Here is a 21,027-nt window from a genome sequence, read left to right as displayed (position 1 = left end):
GCGCTCCCGGTCGCCCTCCGTGCCCGTCCCCGTTTCCCCTGCCCGGGCAGGCGGGGGCAGCATGGAAGGAAGCCCCTGGCGACAGGGACGGGAAGGAGCGCACCGTGGCGCAGCGCGCGGACCGGTCGGCCGGTGGCAAGCGGCGGCGGCCCTCCGGGATGCGGAGCGTGGCGGGGCAGGTCTTCGCGCTGCAGGCGCTCATCGCCCTGCTGATCGTCGCCGCGGCCTCGCTGGCCCTCGTCCTCCAGGGCGAGTACGACAGCGAGCGCGACGCCCGCAACCGCTCCCTGGCCGTCGCCGAGGCGTTCGCCCACGCGCCCGGCACCGCCGTCGCGCTGCGCTCCTCCGATCCGACGGCGGTGCTCCAGCCGCGCGCGGAGGCCACACGGGTCGGCGCGGGCGTCGACTTCATCGCGGTGCTCGCCCCGGACGGGGCCCGCTACACCGACTCCGACCCCTCGCTCATCGGCCAGCGGGCCAGCGGCGACATCTCACGGGCCCGGGCGGGCGAGTCGTTCACCGAGATCTACCACGGCGCTCCCAAGGACGCCGTGCGCGCCGTCGTCCCGGTCCGCGACGCGAGCGGGGCCGTGGTCGGCATGGTGAGCAGCGGCATCGAGGTCGAGACCGTCGGCCAGGCCGTGCGGGGCCGGCTGCCGCTGCTGCTCGGCGCGGCGGCGATCGGCGTGGCCGTCGCGGTGGGGGGCACGGCGCTGGTCAGCGCCCGGCTGCGGCGCCAGACGCACGGCCTCGGCCCGGCGGAGATGACCCGGCTGAAGGAGCACCACGAGGCGGTGCTGCACTCGGTGAAGGAGGGCGTCGTCATCGTCGCGGGCGACGGGCGGCTGCTGCTCGCCAACGACGAGGCGCGCCGGCTGCTCCAGCTGCCACCGGACGCCGAAGGGCTCCACGTCCACGAGCTGGGCCTCGACCCCCGCACCGCGACGCTGCTGGTGTCCGGGCGGTCCGCGACGGACGAGGTGCACTTCGCCGGGGACCGGCTGCTCGCCGTGAACGTCCGGCCGACCGGGGACGGCGCGGCCGACGGCGGTGTCGTCATGACGATGCGCGACACGACCGAACTGTCCGCGCTGTCGGGCCGGGCCGAGGTCGCGCGGGGCCGGCTCCAGCTGCTCTACGAGGCGGGGACGCGGATCGGGACGACGCTGGACGTCGTGCGGACGGCCGAGGAGCTGTCGGAGGTGGCGGTGCCGCGGTTCGCCGACTACGTGACGGTGGAGCTGCTCGACCCGGTGGTGCGCGGCGAGGAGCCCTCGGGCTCGTTCACCGAGATGCGGCGCACGGCGCTGAGCGGGGTGCGGCCGGAGACGCCGCTGCAGCCGGTGGGCGACCTGATCCGGTTCGTGGTGCCGAGCACGCCGATGGCCTCGGCGCTCGACGAGGGGCGCGCGGTCATCCAGGCCGACCTCGCCGCCGCCCAGGGCTGGCGGGCGCAGGACCCGGAGGGCGCGGCGCAGGCGCTCGCGTACGGGCTGCACTCGCTGCTCACGGTGCCGCTGCTCGCCCGCGGGGTGGTGCTCGGGATGGCCAACTTCTGGCGCGGGACGGACACGCCGGAGCCGTTCGGCGAGGAGGACCTGTCCTTCGCGGAGGAGCTGGCGGCGCGGGCCGCCCTGGCGATCGACAACGCGCGGCGGTTCACCCGCGAGCACTCGATGGCGGTCACGCTGCAGCGCAGTCTGCTGCCGCGGGTGCTGCCCGAGCAGAACGCGATGCGGGTCGCCTTCCGCTATCTGCCGGCGAAGGCCGGGGTGGGCGGCGACTGGTTCGACGTGATCCCGCTGCCGGGCGCGCGGGTCGCGCTGGTGGTCGGGGACGTGGTGGGACACGGGGTGCACGCGGCGGCGACGATGGGCCGGCTGCGCACGGCGGTGGCGAACTTCTCGACCCTCGACCTGCCGCCGGACGAGCTGCTCGGCCATCTCGACGAGCTGATCGACCGGCTCGGCGAGGAGACCGAACCGGGCGGGGAGAGCGGCGCCGAGGGCGACGGGGACGGCACCGTGGAGGGCACGGCCGGCGCCACCTGCCTCTACGTCATCTACGACCCGACGTCCGGCAACTGCACGATGGCGAGCGCCGGGCATCCGGGGCCCGCCCTGGTGCGGCCGGACGGCAGCGTGGAGTTCCCGGCGGTCCCGGCCGGCCTGCCGCTGGGGCTGGGCCTCGGCGACCGGCCGTTCGCGACGGCCCGGCTGAAGCTGGAGCCGGGCAGCAAGCTGGTGCTGTTCACCGACGGCCTCCTGGAGGACCGGCACCGGGACTACGACACCGGTCTGACGCTGCTGCGCAACACGCTGTCGCGTCCCAACCGCTCCGCGGAGCAGACCTGCGCGGACGTCCTCGCCGCGCTGCTGCTCCCGGTGCCGGCCGACGACATCGCGCTGCTGGTGGCCACCGCCCGGCGGATCGAGCCGGACCGGATCGCGCAGTGGGAGGTGCCGAGCGATCCGTCGGCGGTGTCCCCGGTGCGGACGCAGGCGGCGGCGCGGCTCAGGTCCTGGGGCCTGGAAGACGTGGGTTTCACGGCCGAACTGGTGCTGAGCGAGCTGATCACCAACGCGATCCGCTACGGCCGGCCGCCGGTGCGGGTACGGCTGATCCACGACCGGGTGCTGATCTGCGAGGTGTCCGACGGCAGCAGCACCTCGCCGCACCTGCGGCACGCCACGGACACCGACGAGGGCGGGCGCGGTCTGTTCCTGGTGGCCCAGTTCGCCCAGCGCTGGGGCACCCGCTACGCCCGTCGCGGCAAGACGATCTGGGCCGAGCTCCCGGTCTCCCCGGACGGGCAGGGCGAAGAGCCCGGGGGCCCGTTCGTGGATCCGGACGCGCTGGAGGATCTGGCCTGGTGAGGGCGGGTGCGAGGGGCGTGGCGGAGGTGGGTACGCTCGGTGCGGTTCGCGCCGCCGAGTGCCCTGGAGGACAGCACGTGCCCGCTCCCGCCGTCACCGGCGCCCTGCACCACGTCGAGATCTGGGTGCCCGACATCGGGCGGGCCCGCGCCTCCTTCGGCCCGCTCCTCGAAGCGCTCGGCTACGAGCCGTTCCAGAGCTGGGACCGGGGCGCCAGCTGGCGGCTCGGCGCCACGTATCTGGTCTTCGAGGAGTCCCCGGCGCTGAGCGCCCGCGCCCATGACCGGCTGCGGCCGGGCCTCAACCATCTGGCGTTCCACGTGGCGACGCGCGCGGAGCTCGACCGGCTGGTCGACGCGGCGGTACGGGACGGCTGGCGGCTGCTGTTCCCCGATCGCCATCCGCACGCGGGCGGGGAACAGACGTGTGCGGCCTATCTGGAGGACGCGGACGGGTTCGAGGTGGAGCTCGTCGCGGCCGTGTGGTGAGCGGCGTCAGCGGACTGTCAGGCGCCGGCCGTGCCGCCGTCGGTGACGCCCTGCCGGCCGCGGCCGTAGAACGGGATGCCGAGGGTCAGCCTGCGCGGGTTGACGCCGGCGGCGAGGCAGGGCTTGGCGTAACGGGTACGCACGTTTCCGTCAACGGCCCGCGTACGGGCAACGACTACTCCGCCCGTAGTACTCTCCCTGGAGTACATACGGCGGCCCGGTGACAGGAGTGATGACGGTGGCGCGCAGCAACCCGGAGCGCCGGGCGGCACTCGTCGACGCGGCGATCGAGGTGCTCGCCCGGGAGGGCGCGCGCGGACTCACCTTCCGCGCCGTGGACACCGAGGCGGCCGTCCCGCCCGGCACCGCGTCGAACTACTTCGCCAACCGCGACGACCTGCTCACCCAGGCAGGCGCGCGCGTCTACGAACGGCTCCAGCCCGACGAGGAGACCATCGCCCGGCAGCACGCGGCGAGCCCCGACCTGGAGACGTACACCCTGTTCATGCGCGAACTCGTCGGCCGCGTCAGCTCCTTCCGCACCGGCTATCTCGCCCTGCTCGAACTCCGCCTGGAGGCCACCCGCCGCCCGGAGCTGCGCGCCGTCCTCACCGAGCGCGTCCGCGCCGACGTCGACGCCAACGTCACCTACCACGAGGGCTCGGGCCTGCCCGGCGACGCGACCGCCGTCAAGCTGCTGATGCTCGCCTTCAACTGGCTGATCGTGGAACAGCTCACGCTGCCCGGCGTCTTCTCCGAGGAGGAGCGCGACGCCCTGATCAAGGCGGCCGTCGACCGCGTCGTCGGCGGCTCACCGCTGCCGGGCGACTGATCAGAGCCGCTCGGCGAACCACGCCGCCGCCAGTCGGCCCACCTCCTCCAGGGCGCCCGGCTCCTCGAAGAGATGGCCGGCGCCCGGCACGGTGACGAGCCGGTGATCGCAGCGCAGCAGACGTTCGGCCTGATGGTTGAGGTCGAGGACCAGCGGGTCGGCGCCGCCGACGATGAGCAGGGTAGGGGCCGTCACCTGGGGCAGGCGCTCGCCGGCGAGGTCGGGGCGGCCGCCGCGGGAGACGACCGCCGCCACCGTGCTGCCCGGCTCGGCGGCGGCCCACAGCGCCGCCGCGGCGCCCGTGCTGGCCCCGAAGTAGCCGGTGCGCAGCCCCGCGGTCTCCGGGCGCCCGGCCAGCCAGTCGGTGGCCTGCCCGAGGCGCTCGGCGAGCAGCGGGGTGTCGAAGACGTTGGACCGGTCGGCGGCCTCGTCCTCGGTGAGCAGGTCGAACAGGAGCGTGCCGAGGCCGGCCCGGTTGAGGGTGTCGGCGACGGCGCGGTTGCGCGGGCTGTGCCGGCTGCTGCCGCTGCCGTGCGCGAAGAGCACGACGCCGGTGGCGCCGGCCGGCACCGCGAGCCGGCCACCGACCTCCCGGCCGCCGAGCGCGATCCGCACCTCGGGATCCTCGGCGGGCGCGGAGCGCCGCAGCCGCAGCGCCGTCACGACCTCCTCGTCCGAGGTCTGCGCGAAGTCCCGGTAGAACTGGCCGATGGCGTAGAAGTCCGCCGGCTCGTGCACGCAGTACGTCTCGTCCACCACGCGCGCCACCCGGTCCGCCCAGCCGTACGGGGCCACCGGCACCGCGAGCACGATCCGGGCGGCGCCCCGGGCCCGCACCACCTGGCAGGCGGCGAGCGCGGTCGCGCCGGTGGCGAAGCCGTCGTCGACGACGACCGCCGTGCGGCCGGAGATGTCGGCGGCCGGGCGGTCGCCCCGGTAGCGCCGGGTCCGCTCCGCCAGGACCGCCCGTTCCCGCTCCTCGGTCACGGCGAGATCGCGCTCGGAGACCCCGGTCTGCGCGATCACGTGCTCGTTGAGGACCCGGACGCCGCCCTCGCCGATCGCGCCCATGGCCAGCTCGGGCTGGTAGGGCACGCCGAGTTTCCGTACGAGACAGATGTCGAGGGGCGCGCCGAGCGCGTCGGCGACCTCGGCGGCGACGGGCACTCCGCCGCGTGGCAGCCCGAGGACCACCACGCCCTGGCCCTTGAGTCCGGTGAGCCGGGCGGCGAGCTGCCTGCCGGCGTCGGTGCGGTCGGTGAAGTACATGTCCTGCTCGCCTTCCTGCCCGCCGCCCGCGCGCCCGGCCCCGGCGGGCCGTCACACGGGCCGGGCCGCCAGGGCCGGGCCGCCGTCGGTGCCGTCCGCGGGATCGATCCGCATCCCGTAGGGGTGACTGATCCGGCCGAGCACGTCGTGGAGCCACCGCAGGTCCCGCTCCGGGGCCCGCTCCAGGCGCAGCCGGCGGCTGCGCAGCGGCACGAGCCGCACCTCCGCCAGCGCGCCGTCCTCCTCGTGGACGGAGACGAAGTAGAGGAGCCGCAGGTCGTCGCGGTAGCGCTCCTGTCCGCTGATGCCCTCGTAGTCGTTGACGAGGTCGCCGCAGCCGTGCAGGACGAGCCTGCCCCGGTACGCCTCCAGGGGCCGCGGATGGTGCGAGGAGTGGCCGTGCACGATGTCGGCGCCCGCGTCGACGAGCGCGTGGGCGAAGGAGACCTCGGTGCGGTCGGGGGCGTACCCCCAGTTCGGGCCCCAGTGGACCGAGACGACGACCAGGTCGCCGGGCCGCCGGTCCGCGCGCAGCCGGGCGGTGAGCCGGGTCGCGGCCTCGCCGTGCGGCCCGGCCCCGAAGTGCACCCCGCCGCGCCGGGCGGTCGCCGCCCAGTCGCGCGGCACGCCGCTGGAGGCGAGGCCGAGCGCGTGGACGAGCAGCCGGCGCCCGCCGGGCAGCGGCACGACGGCGGGCCGCCGGGCCTCCTCGGCGTCCCGTCCGGCGCCCGCGGTGCGCAGCCCGGCGGCGGCCAGCGCGTCGAGGGTGTCGTCGAGTCCGCGCCGGCCGTAGTCGAGGGTGTGGTTGTTGGCGAGGACGACCACATCGGGGCGTACGGCGCTGAGCGCGGCCAGGTTGTCCGGCGCCATCCGGTAGTGCACGGCCTTGCCGGGGAACGGCGCGCCGCCGCGGGTCACCGTGGTCTCCAGGTTGACCACCCGGGCGTCGGGCCGGGCCGCGTCGATCAGGCCGAGCGCCTCGCCCCAGGGATAGCCGGGGGCGACGGGCCGGGGCACGGGCCCGGAGACGGCCTCGGCGAGGGCCACGTAGTCGCGGGCGTCGCGCACGTACCGCTCCGTGAGGACGGGATCGACGGGGCGGGGAAGGATCTGGTCGATGCCCCGGCCGAGCATCACGTCTCCGCAGAGGAACAGTCCGGTCAGACCGCTGCCGCCCATACGCCCAGCGTAGTCCGCGGAGTGTCCTGCGCCTGCGGGCCCGGCGTGTCCGACCGGCCGGGCGGCGGGGCGGCTGCTGTCCGGGCAGCGGGCCGGCTGGTGTCCGGGCGGCCGGGCGGGGAGCGGGCGCGCCGGGCGGGGCTGCCCCGTGGGTGCCGGGCGGGCGGACCGGTGGCCGGGGTTCCAGCCCGACCGCCGTTGAAGCGGGATCGGTCAGGATTCGAGAAGCCCGGGCGGACCCGCCGGAACTAGCGTGATCGTCATGACCTCACTCTCGCTCCTCACCCTCGAAGCGGCGGACCTGACGGCCGCCGAAACCTTCTACGCGGCCTCCGGCCTCGGCGCCCACGTCAGCCTGCGCGCCGCAGGCGACGAGCCCTCGGAGGGCTTCCGCGGCTTCGCGGTCTCCCTCACGGTGCCCCGGCCGGCCGACGTCCGCGCCCTCGTCGACGCCGCCGTCGACGCCGGGGCCACCGCCCTGAAGCCCGCCGCCAAGTCCTTCTGGGGCTACGGCGCCATCGTGCGGACGCCGGACGGGACGGTCTGGAAGTTCGCCTCCTCGGAGAAGAAGGACAACGGCCCCGCCACCGGACGCGTCGACCGCGTCGTCCTCCTGCTCGGCACGACGGACATCACCGCCAGCAAGGAGTGCTACGTCGGGCACGGCCTCACCGTGGCGAAGAGCTACGGCCGCAAGTACGTCGAGTTCGCCGCCCCCGAAGGCGCCCCCACCCTCGCCCTCTACCCCCTCAAGGGCCTGGCCAAGGACGTCGGCCTCCCGGCCGGGGGCAGCGGTTCGCACCGGATCGCGCTGGGCGGCGACGGGAGCCCGTTCACGGACCCGGACGGATTCGCGTGGGAGCCGGCGGTGGTGGCCAGCGCGCTCTGACGCCCGCCTCCGGCTCGGCCCCGGCACTTCGGGGCCGGGGCCGTCGGCGTCCACCTTCGCGCAGCGCCGGGCGGGCCGGGCGGGCCGGGCGGGCCGGGCGGGCCGGGCGGGCCGGGCGGGCCGGGCAAACCGGTTCGCCGTCAGACGAAGACGCGCTGCAGCAGGCTCAGCAGATCCCCGGTGGCGTCGGCCGCGCCCAGCGCCGGGGCGACGCCCAGGGCGAGGACGGCGGCGGCGAGCGGGCGCAGGTGCGGCGGCGGCGCGGTGTTCAGGGCCGCGATGCGGCGGGTCACGGCGCGGTCGGAGAAGCCCAGGGCGCGGGCGGGGCGGGGCCGGTGGGCGACGAGGGCGGCGCGGGCGATGGCGCGGGCCGTGGTCGCACGGTCGCCGACGGCACCGGCCGCCGATTCGTCGGCCCAGCGTTCGGCGAGGAAGGACACGGTGGCACCGACCGGGGCGAGCAGCGGGTTGACGGCGATCGCCAGGGCCATGCCCGTGGCGATCAGCGCGTGACGGTGGGTCAGATGGGCCCGCTCGTGGGCGAGGAGCGCGCGCCGCTCGGCGGGCTGGAGGGCGGCGAGCATGGCGGAGGTGACGAGGATCCGGCCGGGCGCACGGCGGGTCGCCGGGATGGCGAACGCCCGCGGGACGGCGGAGTCGGCGACGATCAGCTCGGTGTCCCCGGGATGTCCCGCGCACAGCCGGCGCAGCGCCCGGCGCCCGGCGGTCTCGCTGCGCAGCGTCCGCAGCAGGCGGTACGCGAGGACGGCGAGCGCGAGCAGCGCGGCGATGCCGATGCTCTCGGGGACGGGCTCCGGCACGGTCCGCCCGCCGCCCTCGCGGGTGTCCCCGACGAGGGTGACGGCGAGCAGCACCAGGGCCCAGGTCGTGGCGGTGGCGGTGAGCAGCGCGGCGGCCGCCAGCGCCCGGGCCGCCAGGGCCGGTGCGATGCGGCCGCCGACCCGTGGGGCCACGGCGGCGAGGAGCAGCGACAGGGCGAGGGGGAGGTAGACGTCGATCCTCATGGGCGGTTTCTCGGGTTGTCGGGTCCTCTGATGGTCAGGTCCTCGGGTGTCTCGGAGTCTCGGGGCGCCGGTCGCCCGGATCCTCGGCGGCGGGTTCGCCGAGCAGGGCCCGCAGGGCCCGCTCCTCCTCGGGGCTGAGCGCGCTGACGAAGTGCTGGAGCGCGGCGATCGGGTCCGGGCCACGTTCGAGTGCCTGGTGCATGGCCTCGGCGGTCAGCTGGGCGGCTCCCTTCGCGGGCCGGTAGGCCCCGCGGCGGCCGCCCGCGTCGCGCAGGACGAGGCCCTTGTCGTACAGCCGCTTGAGGATGGTGTGCACGGTGTTGTAGGCGAGGCCGCCGCCGAGCCGTTCCTGGATGTCGGCCGGGGACAGCGCGTCCTCGGTGGCCCACAGGGTGGCGAGGACCTCGCTCTCCAGCGCGCCGGCGCCGCGCCGTTCGGAGCGGTTCGAGGGGGTGGTGCCTGCCATGCGCTCACCTTACGAGTCGGAGGTCGTCCGGGCCCGGGGCCGCCTTCGGCGTGCGGCGGACGGGTCCGGGCAGGCGCGGGACGGTGAGGAAGCCCTCGGCGCGGGCGGCGGCCAGACCGATGCGCGGGATGTCGCCGCTCTTCTCGAAGAGCAGGAAGCGGGGCTCCCACCCGGGCCGGTACTTGGCGTTGGCGCGGTAGAGCGACTCGATCTGCCACCAGCGGGAGAAGAAGGTCAGCACCGCGTGCCAGGCCCGCAGGGCGGGGCCGGCGCCGAGGCGGGAGCCGCGTTCGAAGACGGCGCGGAACATGGCGAAGTTCAGCGAGACCCGCCGGACCCCGATCTCACCGGCGCGCCGCAGCAGTTCGACCACGAGGAACTCGGTCAGCCCGTTCTCGGCCTCGCGGTCGCGGCGCATCAGGTCGAGGGAGAGCCCGTGCGCGCCCCACGGCACGAAGCTGAGCAGGGCCCGCGGCTTCCCCTCGGCGTCGTGGCATTCCAGCATCACGCACTCCCCGTCGGCCGGGTCGCCGAGCCGGCCGAGGGCCATCGAGAAGCCTCGTTCGGTGGCGCCGTCGCGCCAGGCGTCTGCCTTGGCGACCAGGTCCGTCATCTCCGCGCCGGGGATGTCGCGGTGGCGGCGGATCCGGACGGTGTAGCCGGCCCGCCGGACCCGGTTGTGGGCCTGCCGGACGACGCGCATCGGGCGTCCGTCGAGGGAGAACGCGGTGACGTCCACGACCGCCTCGTCGCCGAGTTCGAGCGCGTCGAGACCGTGCCGGCCGTAGATGACGCCCGCCTCCTCGCTCGCGCCCATGACGGCCGGGGTCCAGGCGTGCCGGCGGGCCTCGGCCAGCCAGGCCTCGATGGCGCCGGGCCAGGCCTCGGGGTCGCCGATCGGGTCGCCCGAGGCGAGCGTGACGCCGCCGACGACGCGGTAGGTGACGGCGGCCTTGCCGCTCGGCGAGAAGACGGCGGCCTTGTCGCGGCGCAGCGCGAAGTAGCCGAGCGAGTCGCGTTCGCCGTGCCGGTCGAGCAGTTCGCGCAGCCGCCGTTCGTCGTCCTCGCCGAGCAGGGCGCGGCCGCGGGGCGCGCGGAAGCAGACGTACAGGACGAGCAGGAAGGAGACCGCGACCAGCAGGTTGATGGTGATGTCCACCCAGCGGGGCGCGTCCACGGCGTCGAGCCGGTCGGCGAGCGGGCCGACGCTGACGCCGCGCAGCAGGGCGTACGCGATGAGGTCGGCGGGCGTGGCGCCGGTGATCCGGTTGGTGGCACCGACGAGCAGGGTGCCCACCGCGCCGCTGACCAGCAGCCCGCCGGCGCCGGCCGCCAGGGCGAGGCGCGGGTTGGAGCGGTCGCCGACCGCCGTGAAGGCGGGGCGGCCGAGGATCAGGGCCGCCACGAACAGCCCGGTCAGGAGCGTGGATATCCAGTTGAAGACGTGTGCGCGGTACGGGTCGTGGGTCAGCGCGGCGGCGAAGAGCAGGAACAGCGGCCCGGCGACGAGCAGGTTGAAGACCCAGGCGGCCCGCTTGCGGCGCCGCATCAGCACGGCGAGCCACAGCGCGAGCGCCGCCGACCCGAGCCCGGCGGTGGCGAGGTACGGCGTGAAGTACGCGCCGCCGTTGTGCTCGTGGACCTCCGCGCGGAACGGCACGGACACGACCGCGGCCAGGTTGAGCAGGGCGAGCAGCCGCAGGTACCCGACCGTGAACGCGGCGGCGCGCGCCTTCAGGCCGCGCTCGGTGGCGGTCATGGCGTCTCCTCGTACGCGCGCGCCGGGACGTCGGCCCGGGGCCCGGCAGGGGCCGGCGGCACGGAGGCGGGCGGGGCCGCCTCGGGCGTTGCGGCCGCCGGGGCGAACCCGGGGCCGAGGCCCAGACGGCGCCGGCGCGGGGGCGCGGCCGGATCGGGCGAGGCGGTGCGGCACACCGCCGGTGTGCGCTCGGGGAGCCGGCGCAGGGCGCGCGTGATCGCCTCGGCGGGCTCCGGCACCTCCGGCCCGTGGCGGCTCTCGTCGCTGGTCTCGTTCATGTCACCGTCCACGGCGTGGGCACTGCAAGCCTGTCGGGCCGTGACCCTACACCCTGTAGGGAAGGAGGCCGGACGGGCAGGTGGGCGACGGGCACGGAGCGCGTCACACGGTGGGGCGAACGACGCCCGCGCCCGGAGGAACGGACCGGCGCGGTGGCGGCCGGGACCTTTCAGGGCGCGGGCGGGGGCCGGGACCTTTCAGGGCGCGGGCGGGGGCCTGGAGGGGCGGGCCCTTTCAGGGCGCGGGCGGGGACCTGGTGGGCGGTGACCATTCGGGGCGCGGGCGGTGACCTGGTGGGCGCCGGGCGGAAGGCCGGCCCGCGGTCTTCGGTCCCCCGGTCGCCGGCTGCCGGTCGCCGGTCGCCGGTCGCCGGTCGCCGGTCGCCGGTCGCCGGTCGCCGGTCGCCGGTCGCCGGTCGCCGGTCGCCGGTCGCCGGTCAACGCCTAACGGCCCGCCAGGGCCGCGCGGCGGATGGTGGCGTCCACCAGGGCGAGCGCGTCCGCCGCGGTCCGGCCCGGGGCGCGGTTCCAGGGGCCGATGAGGTCGTGCCAGCCGCGCGAGCGGAGCTCTTCGAGCATCCAGGCGCCGGCCTCGTTGAGGGTGGCGGTGCTGCCGTGGCCGAGGCGGTGGGCGGTGAGCATGGCGCCGCAGACGCAGCGGGCGCCCCGGGCGTCGCGGAGCTTGTACGGGGTGTTCTGCCAGCCCCACTCGGTCAGGACGCGCCGGGCGTGGCCGAGGTGGACCGAGGGGCGGACGTCGGGGCTGCCGATGCGGCGCCACATGTGCAGCCGGTCCGGCAGGATCGCGCCGAGCCGGCCCGGGAGCGGGCGGTCGGAGGGCGGGAGAGCGGGGCGGGCGTCCAGGGTGGCGAGGGCGTCGGCGACGAGCCGGTCGACGGGCACCGAGAGCAGGCGGCGCCAGTCCGGCGCGGCGGGCTCCTCCCGTACGGGCTCCTCCGGTGCGGACTCTTCCCGTACGGGCTGCGGCGCGTCGCGCACCGGCGTCTCGGTCCAGCGGGCGACCATCTCCTGCCAGGCGGCCGTCTCCACGAGGGCGGCGGCCTCGCGGTCGAGGGCGTCGGGGGTGGCCGGGGCGGCGGCGGTGGTCGGCATGCGGGCGACTCCACGAGTGATTCGTGCCTGATTCGTACCGATATCGGTAAGAATGTCGGCCTCACTGCACTCGCACTTGAGTCCCCGCCCCCGTCCCCCGCATTGGAGCGCGCATGAGGATCGCCGTACTCGGCACCGGCGAGGTCGGCCGGCGGCTCGGCAGCAAGCTGGTCGCACTCGGCCATCAGGTGACGCTCGGATCGCGGTCCGCGGACCATCCGGGCGCGACCGAGTGGGCGGCCGCGCACCGGGCCGCGCACGGCACCTTCGCGGCCGCCGCGGGCGGCGCGGAGCTCGTGGTGAACGCGACCGGCGGCCTGGTGTCGCTGGCCGCGCTGGAGTCGGCGGGCGCGGAGAACCTGGCGGGCAAGGTGCTCGTCGACGTGTCGAACCCGCTGGACTTCTCGCACGGCATGCCGCCGCGGGTGCTGACCCCGGACGGCGGCAGTCTGGCCGAGCAGATCCAGCGGACCTTCCCGGCCGCCCGGGTGGTGAAGACGCTCAACACCCTCACCAACACGGTGATGGTGGATCCGGACCGGGTCCCGGGCGAGCACGTCGTCTTCGTCTGCGGCGACGACCCGGCGGCCCGGGCCGTGGTCACGGACCTGCTGAAGTCCTTCGGCTGGCCGGACGGCCGGATCCTCGACCTCGGCGATCTGACGGCGGCGCGCGGGACCGAGCTGGTGCTGCCGCTGTGGCTGCGGCTGTACGGCACCTTCGGCACCGCGGAGTTCAACTTCGCGGTGCCTCGGGCGCCCGTGGCCTGATCAGACGTTCAGCACGCCGCCGGGCGCGCCCGTCAGGCGCTCGGGGGTGAGCAGCTCGGCGAGCCGCTCGGGCGGGAGCAGGCCCTTCTCCAGGGTGAGTTCGGCGACCGAGCGGCCGGTGGCCAGCGCCTCCTGGGCGATGGCGGTGGCCGCGGTGTAGCCGAGGTGGGGGTTGAGCGCGGTGGCCAGGCCGATGGAGTTCTCCACGCTCGCGCGCAGGTGGTCGACGTTGGCGGTGATGCCGGTGACGCAGCGCTCGGCGAGGGTGAGGCAGGCGGCCTTCAGCGAGGTCAGGCTCTTCGACAGGGCGTGGAAGATGACCGGCTCGAAGGCGTTGAGCTGGAGCTGGCCGCCCTCGGCCGCCATGGTGATGGTCATGTCGTTGCCGATGACCTCGAAGGCGACCTGGTTGACCACCTCGGGGATGACCGGGTTGACCTTGCCGGGCATGATGCTCGAACCGGCCTGCACGGGCGGCAGGTTGATCTCGCCGAGGCCGGCGCGCGGGCCCGAGGAGAGCAGCCGCAGGTCGTTGCAGGTCTTGGAGAGCTTCACCGCGATCCGCTTGAGGACGCCGGACAGCTGCACGAAGGCGCCGCAGTCCTGGGTGGCCTCGACCAGGTTGGCGGAGGTGACCAGGGGCAGGCCGGTGATGCCGGCGAGGTGGCGGCGGGCGGTCTCGGCGTATCCGGGCGCGGCGTTGAGGCCGGTGCCGATGGCGGTGGCGCCGAGGTTGATCTCGTGGATCAGCTCGATCGCCTCGGCGAGACGGCTGCGGTCCTCCTCCAGCATCACGGCGTACGTGGAGAACTCCTGGCCCAGCGTCATGGGCACGGCGTCCTGGAGCTGGGTGCGGCCCATCTTGACGACGGCGCCGAACTCGACGGCCTTCTCGGCGAAGGCGTCCTGGAGGACGGCCATCGCGCGCAGCAGCTCGCGTGCCGCGCCGATGGCGGCAATGCGGATGGCGGTCGGGTAGACGTCGTTCGTGGACTGGCCGAGGTTGACGTCCTCGTTGGGGTGCAGCCGCGCGTAGTCGCCCTTGGTGTGGCCGAGGAGTTCGAGGGCGCGGTTGGCGACGACCTCGTTGGCGTTCATGTTGGTGGAGGTGCCGGCGCCGCCCTGGACGACGTCGACGACGAACTGCTCGTGCAGCGCGCCGCCGCGGATCTCGCGGCAGGCGGCCACGATGGCGTCCGCCTTGGCGGCGGGCAGCAGGCCGAGCTCCTCGTTGGCGAGGGCGGCGGCCTCCTTGACGGCGGCGAGCGATTCGATCAGCAGCGGGTAGACGGAGATCGGGGTGCCGGTGATGGCGAAGTTCTCCGTGGCCCGCAGGGTGTGCACCCCCCAGTACGCCTCGGCGGGGACGTCCCGGTCGCCGAGCAGGTCGTGCTCGCGGCGGACGGGCTGCTCGGGGTCGGAGTGCTGCTGTGCGGGGATCACGGTGTCGGCGCCTTACGCAGGGGGAGGGAGATCGCGCCGCGGGCCGCGGCGCGGGCGGGGCAGACGGGTCAGTGGGCCGCGGCGAGCGCGGGTTCGGGGCGGACCGGGCCCTGGAGGAGGGTGCGGAGCAGGGCGGCGCGGCGCTCGGCCGAGGGGATGTCGGCGAGCAGGGCCGCCAGCAGGGCTATCCGGGCCTGGCCGGGGCGCAGGGTGCCGGCGAGGATCGCGCCGGCGGCGGCCAGGTCGACGGCGCCGCCGCCCGTGTAGACCTCGGCGACCGGGCCGGAGGCGACGCGGGTGGAGAGCACGACGTGGACGCCCTGGTCGACGGCGCGGGCGACGGCCGCGGCGATCTCGGGGGTGGCGTTGCCGGCGCCGGTGCCGACGAGGACGATGCCGCGGGCGCCGGCGGCGAGGGCCGCTTCGAAGAGGACGGGGTCGGCGTCGGAGTGGTGCGTGACGATGTCGACGCGGGGCGCCGGCCGGCCTTCGGCGGGCAGCGGGAGCGGCGCGGGGCGCTCGGGCTGGCGCTCGACGTCGACCCGGCCGAAGCCGAGGCGGCCGACGCGCTCGCCGGACGGGTCGGCGAAGGGGTCGGCGGCGAGCGTCCGGGTCTTCACGGTGCCGCGGGCGGCGTGGACCAGGCCGTCGAAGACGACGAGGACGCCGAGGCCGTGGACGGTGGCGGCGACCTGGAGGGCGTCGTAGAGGTTGCCGGGGCCGTCGCCGTCGCCGGTGCCGAAGGGGCGCTGGGCGCCGGTGAAGACGACCGGGCGCGGGTCGGCGTGGTGCAGGTCCAGGAAGAAGGCCGACTCCTCCAGGGTGTCGGTGCCGTGGGTGACGACGATGCCGTCGACGCCGGGGTCGGCGAGCGTCTCGTGGACGGTGCGCAGCAGGGCGAGCTGGCGGTCGGTGGTCATCCGCGAGCTGTTCACGTTGAACAGGTCGACGACCTCGACGCGGACGTTCTCGGGGACGGCGGCGGTGGCGACGACGTCGTCTCCGGAGGCGTCGGCGGCGTACCCGCTGCCGGTCCAGCGGCTGGCGATGGTGCCGCCGGTGCTGATGACCACGATGCGGCGCTGCCGGTCGTCGCGCGTCCACTTCATGAGAGTCCCGTCCTTCCCTGGGGTGTGCGCGGCAACGATAGGCCAAGGCCCGAGCAATGCGATTGCGAAATCACCCCTGCTTGATCGCACATGGGGTGGATAATTGCGCCATGGACAGAATCGATCTCCATATCTTGCGCGAGCTCCAGCAGGACGGCCGGCTGAGCAACCAGGAGCTCGCCCAGCGCGTGGGCCTGAGCCCCTCCCCTTGTCTGCGCCGGGTGCGCCAGCTGGAGCAGGACGGCGTGATCCAGGGCTATCGCGCGGTGATCGACCCGGAGGCGGTCGGGCGCGGCTTCGAGGTGCTGGTGTCGGTGGAGGTGAAGCGCGACCGGGAGACGGTGGAGGCGTTCGAGGAGGCGCTCCAGGACATCCCGGACGTCATCGAGGCGTACCGGCTCTTCGGCAGCCCCGGCTGTCTGCTGCGGATCGCGGTCGCCGACCTCGCGGCGTACGAGCGGCTGTGGATCGAGCGGCTCACGACGCTCGCCGGGGTCACCGAGGTGAACTCGCAGATCATCATGAAGCGGGTGAAGGAGCCGCGCGGACTGCCGGTCGAGCGCTGACCGGAAACACCCCTTCGGGCAGCCGGCGCAGAGGCCCCGCGAGGTGAACGGAAGCGGAACGGACGGGATCACAAAAGCGCAGTTCAACGCGTGTACGGCGAGGCCGCGTTCGCCGCGCGGCGATGATCAAACCGGACAAGGCCGCCCACACCGCCAAGGTGGCTTGACCCCACCTGTCCGAGGCTGCATCGTTCCCGACCGTATGCCCGCCGTCAGACCGGCGGGCCCGTGCGAGGGGACACTCGAACCGCATGTCAGACATAGCCGCGAGACGCCGGACCATCCGGCCGTCCCGCGTCCGCACCAAGGGCGTTGCCGGCCGGGGGGCGATGGCGCTCGCCACCGCGCTCGCGCTCGGCATGACCGCCGCACCGCTCGCGGTCGCGGCAACGCCCGCCGCCGGCACCGCCGGTGGCGCCGCCCGGGGCACCGCCACGCAGCCGAAGGCCGCCACCGGTGCCGCCAAGGCCGTCCAGGACGCCCTGCGCGAGGCCAAGGAGACCGGCAAGCCCGTCACCGTGGACGCGCTGACCACGGACACGACGGAGACGGTCGCCAGCCCCAACGGCCACCGGCTCGTCACCAGGACCCACGCCCAGTCCGTACGGGTCAGGCGCGACGGCCACTGGCGCACCCTGGACCCGACGCTCGTCGCGGGCCCCGGGAACACGGTCGTCCCTCGGGAGACCGGCGCCCGTCTCGCGCTCTCCGGCGGCGGCACCGGCCCGCTGGCCACGATCACCACCGACGACGGCAAGCAGTTCGCCGTCACCGCGCCGTTCGCCCTGCCGAAGCCGGCGCTGAGCGGCGCCACCGCCACCTACGCCTCGGTGCTGCCCGACGTGGACCTGACGGTGACCGCGCTCGCCGACGGCGGCTGGCGCGAGGTCGTCGTCGTGAAGACGGCGAAGGCGGCGGCCGATCCGCGGCTGAAGACGCTGCGCTTCCCGGTGCGCACCACCGGCCTGAACCTGTCCGCCGACCGCGCCGGCAACATCGTCCTCAAGGACGCCCGCGGCAAGGCCCGGCTGCACGCCCCCACCCCGTTCCAGTGGGACTCCAGCTACGCCGCCCCGGCCTCGCGCTGGACGACCGCGACGACGGCCGGGACCGCGGTGGCGGCGGCGCGCGGCGCCGCGGCCGCTCCGGTCGCGGGCGTCCGCTCCTCGGCCGAGCAGCCGGGTGACGGCGCGAACGTCTCCACCATGAAGGTCGCGGCGAGCGCCGACGCGCTCGTCCTGACGCCCGATCCGAAGACCTTCGGCAAGGGCACCGGCCCCTGGTACCTGGACCCGACCGTGAGCGCCCAGGCCAACCGCCAGGTCAACGCCCAGGTCCAGGAGAACCACCCGACGACGTCGAACGTCAACACGCTCTCCAGCCTGGGCGTGGGCTACTGCGGCTACTCGGACTGCACCGGATACGGCCGCTACCGCTCGTACTTCCAGCTCGGCATCCCGTCCCAGCTGTACGCCGACGGTTCGCACGGCACCGCCCAGATCGCGAGCGCCACGCTGACCGCCTCCGTGGTCAGCTCCTCCGCCCCGGGCACCAACAAGGGCATCGCCCTGTGGAACACGCCGATGATCCCCGGCGGCGCCACCTGGAACAACCAGCCCTGCGGCACCGGCTACATGAACGGCTGCGACAAGGTCGGGACGCAGTGGATCACGGGCAACGGCAACATCTACTACGACGTCAAGTGGTGGGTGCAGCGGGCCGCCGACCAGAAGTGGTCGAACTGGACGGTCGGGTTCTCGGGTGAGGACGAGAACAACATGTACTACCGTCACCACCTCGGCGCCGACCCCGTCATCGCCATCGAGTACGACATCGCGCCGACCATCTGGTACCCGCGCACCACGCCGACGCCCGGCTTCGCCGACAGCGGCAGCTACAACGACTGCCAGACGCCCGGCGGCGGTTACGCCTGGTACAACCCGGGCTGGGTCGGCGCCAACCAGTACATCAAGCTGCGGGTCAACACCTGGTCGCCGATCGGCTTCAACCAGCTGTACACCAACTTCCACATCTGGGACGACAACGACTCCAACTGGGGTGTCCGGCAGGACGTCGGCCCGACCGGAAGCTACGGCGAGGTCGAGTACTGGGCCGGCACCTTCGCGGACGGCCACCAGTACGGCTGGACCGCCAACGTCAGGGACGGCTGGCTCTCCTCCGGTGACACCTCCTGGTGCTACTTCCGCGTCGACAAGACGCCGCCGGCGGTCACCGTCAGATCCACCGACTTCCCGGCGAGCGGCACCGTCAACGTCGTGCCGAAGCTGAAGATCAACGACACCGGTACGTTCCAGGTGAACGTCAGCGACCCGGCGCCGGGCAGCGGCCTGAACGCCTCCGGCCCCGCCTGCTTCCGCTGGACCACCGACCCCACCCCGGTCACCGGCTGGAAGTGCTCCGACCCGGGCGTCGTCCGGGGCGCGAGCGGCAGCTTCTCGTTCACGCCGCGCGTCTGGGGCACCAACACCCTCTTCGTCCAGGCGATGGACGTGGCCGGCAACTACAGCCAGCCCTTCCCGTACACCTTCTACGTGCCGTGGGACCCGGCCAAGGGCGCCGCCGTCCCCGGTGACCTCGACAAGGACGGCCGCGGCGACATCCTGAAGCCGGACACCGCGGGCAACCTGATGCACATGACGGCGGACAGCGATCCGACCATCGCCCAGGCCGCCCTGCTCGGTCTGGCCCCGCAGGGCACCACGTGGAACGACGTGCAGACCACGCACCGCGGCGCGCTGCGCTCCATGGGCGTCGACGACGTCTTCGCGCACACCACGGCCAACCCGGCGCTGAAGGGGAACCTCTACCTCTACCCCAACAAGGGTGACGGCACGTTCAACACCTACACGACCGTGGACAAGCCGACGACCTGGGCGGCGCCGGACGGCACCCCGCTCGACGCGGCCCCGGCCGGCTGGGTGCCGGACTGGTCCGAGGCGACGCAGGTCCTCGCGCTCGGCGCGCCCAAGGCGACGCTGAACGACTTCGACGGCGATCTGGCGGCCGACCAGACGGCCGTGCTCGCGGTCGAGCGCGGCAACCTCTGGCTGTACCGCTCCAACAGCATCAACAGCCTCGACGCGGACGCCGTCCTGGTGTCCGGCACCGGGAACTGGGGCGGCTTCGAGCTCCTCAACCCCGGTTCGGCGAGCGGCAAGGCCCAGCCGACGCTGTGGACCCGCAGCCTGACCGACGGCACGCTCCGCTCGTACCCGATCGGCACCCGGGCCGACGGCCGGCTCGACCTGTCCGCGCTCGCCAGCCCGACGGGTCCGGCCTCGTCCGTCATCGGCAGCGGCCTGACGCCCGCGGCCTTCCCGAAGGTCGGCACGGTCGGCGACGCCACGAAGGACGGCATCGCGGACCTGTGGGCCGTCGCCGCCGGCACCGACCAGCTGATGTTCTGGCGCGGCAAGACCGCCGGCGGCACCAGCGCGACCGCCGTCACCGGCTTCGAGGCCCCGGCCAACCTGGGTGACACCACCGCGCCCGTCGACCGCATGCGGCTCTCCGCCGCGGTGGCCGGCAAGACCCCGGACGCCTACGGGAAGTTCCCGGGCACGGTCAAGGGCGGCGTCACCTTCACCTCCGACACCGTCAACGGCGCGCCGGCCACGGTGGCGACGTTCAACGGCACGGACGGCGAGATCGATTCCGACGGACTCAAGGTCGACACGACCAAGTCCTTCTCGATCTCGCTGTGGACGAAGGCGAGCGCCCTCACCGACGGCGTCGTCATCAGCCAGGACAACACCCAGGCCAGCGGTTTCATGCTGTGGCCCTCGACGCAGGGCAGCGTCGTGAACTGGCACCTCGGCATGGCCACCGCCGACAACGGCGGCTGGCCGTACGACACCACGGACGTCCGCAACAGCGCGGCGCGCGTCCAGCTCGGCGCGTGGACGAAGCTGACCGTCAGCTACAACGCCACCACGGGCCAGACCACGCTCTACGTCAACGACGCGCTCGCCTCGGCCGGCATGCACACCACCAAGCTGGCGGCGGCGGGTTCGCTGGTCCTGGGCCGCTACAAGTACCAGGGCCGGGGCAGCAACTTCTACAACGGCTCGATCGCCGACGTCGTCGTCCACGACTACGCGGTCGACCCGGCGAGCGTGGCCGGCCCGGTCGTCTCCGACATGGCGCAGGGCGTCTGCCTCGACCTCGACGGCGGCGTCTCGGCCGACGGCCGCGCGGTCCAGGCATGGACCTGCAACGGCTCGGCCGCCCAGGCGTGGAAGGCCGCCGGCGACGGCAGCCTCCAGATCCTGGGCCGCTGCCTGGAGGTCGGCGGCAACGGCCCCTGGGGCAACAGCACCCCGGTCCAGCTCTGGTCCTGCAACGGCGGCGTCAACCAGAAGTGGCTCGTCCGCCCGGACGGCTCGGTCTACCACCCGGGCTCGGGGCTCTGCCTCGACCTGCCGGGCGGTGCGACGGCGAACGGGACGCGGCCGCAGCTGTACGACTGCAACCAGACGCGGGCGCAGAGGTGGCACACGGTTGCGGTGACGTGATCCGGGTGCCCTGACACCCTCGGCGAAAGAGATGTGCCCCGGTGGAGCGGAGCTCCACCGGGGCACATCTTTGTCCGCGTGCGGCTATCGGTTCGTCAGAAAGGCCGCCAGGCCCTCCAGCATCGCCTCGAAATCCGTCACCGGCAGGGTGCAGTTCTCGAAGATCCCGTAGAAGTCCCGGATCTCGACTTCACCGGCCGAGATTCTCTCGACACTTGCGCTCTCCGTTCCCAGGATGTGGCCGACGCCGGCCTCCCGGTACATCGCCCGCCATTCGCGGAGGTAGCTCTCTGCGGCTTCGGCATCGAGCCCGAGCGGGATGATGAGGGTTTCCACGGCCAACCGCACGTTCTCCGGAATTCCCGGGGGTGCCGTCGGAATGACCTCCTCGTCCTCGTCGATCGCGAACGACCAGTCGGCTTCTTGCATC

18 protein-coding genes are annotated in these 21,027 nt (G+C 74.4%); 7 read left to right on the top strand and 11 right to left on the bottom strand.

Annotated features, from left to right (window positions below):
- Positions 1-158 precede the first annotated feature (158 nt).
- Positions 159-2,876 carry a SpoIIE family protein phosphatase gene (locus ACFYU9_RS24100; protein WP_389212351.1) on the top strand — a complete coding sequence of 906 codons (2,718 nt, stop codon included), beginning with the start codon at positions 159-161 and terminating at the stop codon, positions 2,874-2,876.
- Positions 2,877-2,953: 77 nt separating this feature from the next.
- Complete coding sequence (locus ACFYU9_RS24095; protein ID WP_389211604.1) at positions 2,954-3,364, top strand: VOC family protein; 411 nt, start codon at positions 2,954-2,956, stop codon at positions 3,362-3,364.
- Between the two features lie 17 nt (positions 3,365-3,381).
- On the opposite strand, the gene ACFYU9_RS24090 is transcribed toward ACFYU9_RS24095, so the two are convergent.
- Entirely contained in the window at positions 3,382-3,507 is a 126-nt protein-coding gene (locus tag ACFYU9_RS24090; RefSeq protein ID WP_389346244.1) for a hypothetical protein, read from the bottom strand.
- 95 nt (positions 3,508-3,602) lie between these two features.
- Here ACFYU9_RS24090 and ACFYU9_RS24085 point away from each other — a divergent pair, with 95 nt between their 5' ends.
- Positions 3,603-4,196: a TetR/AcrR family transcriptional regulator gene (locus ACFYU9_RS24085; protein ID WP_389345950.1), complete on the top strand. Its 594-nt coding sequence runs from the start codon at positions 3,603-3,605 to the stop codon at positions 4,194-4,196.
- On the opposite strand, the gene ACFYU9_RS24080 is transcribed toward ACFYU9_RS24085, so the two are convergent.
- The gene (locus ACFYU9_RS24080; protein ID WP_389345949.1) at positions 4,197-5,465 is read right to left on the bottom strand and encodes a phosphoribosyltransferase family protein; all 1,269 of its coding nucleotides are present in this window, start codon (positions 5,463-5,465) and stop codon (positions 4,197-4,199) included.
- A 51-nt stretch (positions 5,466-5,516) separates the two neighbouring features.
- A complete protein-coding gene (locus ACFYU9_RS24075) occupies positions 5,517-6,644 on the bottom strand; it encodes a CapA family protein (protein ID WP_389211599.1) in 1,128 nt (375 codons plus the stop codon).
- A 262-nt stretch (positions 6,645-6,906) separates the two neighbouring features.
- Between ACFYU9_RS24075 and ACFYU9_RS24070 the strand changes: the two genes are divergently transcribed.
- Entirely contained in the window at positions 6,907-7,533 is a 627-nt protein-coding gene (locus tag ACFYU9_RS24070) for a VOC family protein (protein ID WP_389345948.1), read from the top strand.
- Between the two features lie 140 nt (positions 7,534-7,673).
- Here ACFYU9_RS24070 and ACFYU9_RS24065 read toward each other — a convergent pair whose 3' ends face one another.
- The 5 genes from ACFYU9_RS24065 to ACFYU9_RS24045 form a co-directional block, all read right to left on the bottom strand.
- The gene (locus ACFYU9_RS24065) at positions 7,674-8,558 is read right to left on the bottom strand and encodes a M48 family metalloprotease (RefSeq protein ID WP_389345947.1); all 885 of its coding nucleotides are present in this window, start codon (positions 8,556-8,558) and stop codon (positions 7,674-7,676) included.
- A 34-nt stretch (positions 8,559-8,592) separates the two neighbouring features.
- On the bottom strand, positions 8,593-9,024 hold the full coding sequence (locus ACFYU9_RS24060; RefSeq protein WP_389211591.1) for a BlaI/MecI/CopY family transcriptional regulator: 432 nt from the start codon (positions 9,022-9,024) through the stop codon (positions 8,593-8,595).
- A gap of 4 nt (positions 9,025-9,028) precedes the next feature.
- Positions 9,029-10,783, bottom strand: coding sequence for a phosphatidylglycerol lysyltransferase domain-containing protein (locus ACFYU9_RS24055; RefSeq protein WP_389345946.1), 1,755 nt, complete (start codon positions 10,781-10,783; stop codon positions 9,029-9,031).
- Positions 10,780-11,061, bottom strand: coding sequence for a hypothetical protein (locus ACFYU9_RS24050; protein ID WP_389211587.1), 282 nt, complete (start codon positions 11,059-11,061; stop codon positions 10,780-10,782). Before ACFYU9_RS24050 ends, ACFYU9_RS24055 begins: the two co-directional genes overlap by 4 nt.
- Positions 11,062-11,505: 444 nt before the next feature.
- Positions 11,506-12,174 (bottom strand): hypothetical protein, encoded by a 669-nt coding sequence (locus ACFYU9_RS24045; RefSeq protein WP_389345945.1) that lies wholly within the window; start codon positions 12,172-12,174, stop codon positions 11,506-11,508.
- 113 nt (positions 12,175-12,287) lie between these two features.
- On the opposite strand from ACFYU9_RS24045, the gene ACFYU9_RS24040 reads away from it, so the two are divergent.
- Positions 12,288-12,944, top strand: coding sequence for an NADPH-dependent F420 reductase (locus tag ACFYU9_RS24040; protein WP_389345944.1), 657 nt, complete (start codon positions 12,288-12,290; stop codon positions 12,942-12,944).
- Here the strand turns inward: ACFYU9_RS24040 and ACFYU9_RS24035 are convergent, their stop codons facing one another.
- Positions 12,945-14,387, bottom strand: a complete 1,443-nt coding sequence (locus ACFYU9_RS24035; RefSeq protein WP_389211582.1) for an aspartate ammonia-lyase — start codon at positions 14,385-14,387, stop codon at positions 12,945-12,947.
- Positions 14,388-14,455: 68 nt separating this feature from the next.
- Positions 14,456-15,496 carry an asparaginase gene (locus tag ACFYU9_RS24030; protein ID WP_389211580.1) on the bottom strand — a complete coding sequence of 347 codons (1,041 nt, stop codon included), beginning with the start codon at positions 15,494-15,496 and terminating at the stop codon, positions 14,456-14,458.
- Positions 15,497-15,606: 110 nt separating this feature from the next.
- Between ACFYU9_RS24030 and ACFYU9_RS24025 the strand changes: the two genes are divergently transcribed.
- Together ACFYU9_RS24025 and ACFYU9_RS24020 are read left to right on the top strand one after the other, a co-directional pair.
- Positions 15,607-16,062: an Lrp/AsnC family transcriptional regulator gene (locus ACFYU9_RS24025; protein WP_352078279.1), complete on the top strand. Its 456-nt coding sequence runs from the start codon at positions 15,607-15,609 to the stop codon at positions 16,060-16,062.
- Between the two features lie 251 nt (positions 16,063-16,313).
- On the top strand, positions 16,314-20,597 hold the full coding sequence (locus ACFYU9_RS24020) for a ricin-type beta-trefoil lectin domain protein (protein WP_389345943.1): 4,284 nt from the start codon (positions 16,314-16,316) through the stop codon (positions 20,595-20,597).
- An 84-nt stretch (positions 20,598-20,681) separates the two neighbouring features.
- On the opposite strand, the gene ACFYU9_RS24015 is transcribed toward ACFYU9_RS24020, so the two are convergent.
- The gene (locus tag ACFYU9_RS24015) at positions 20,682-21,026 is read right to left on the bottom strand and encodes a hypothetical protein (protein WP_389211576.1); all 345 of its coding nucleotides are present in this window, start codon (positions 21,024-21,026) and stop codon (positions 20,682-20,684) included.
- Position 21,027 lies beyond the last annotated feature (1 nt).

It is taken from the genome of Streptomyces sp. NPDC004327, assembly GCF_042873935.1.
Taxonomy (GTDB): domain Bacteria; phylum Actinomycetota; class Actinomycetes; order Streptomycetales; family Streptomycetaceae; genus Streptomyces.
This window is presented reverse-complemented; position numbering and strand designations above follow the sequence as displayed.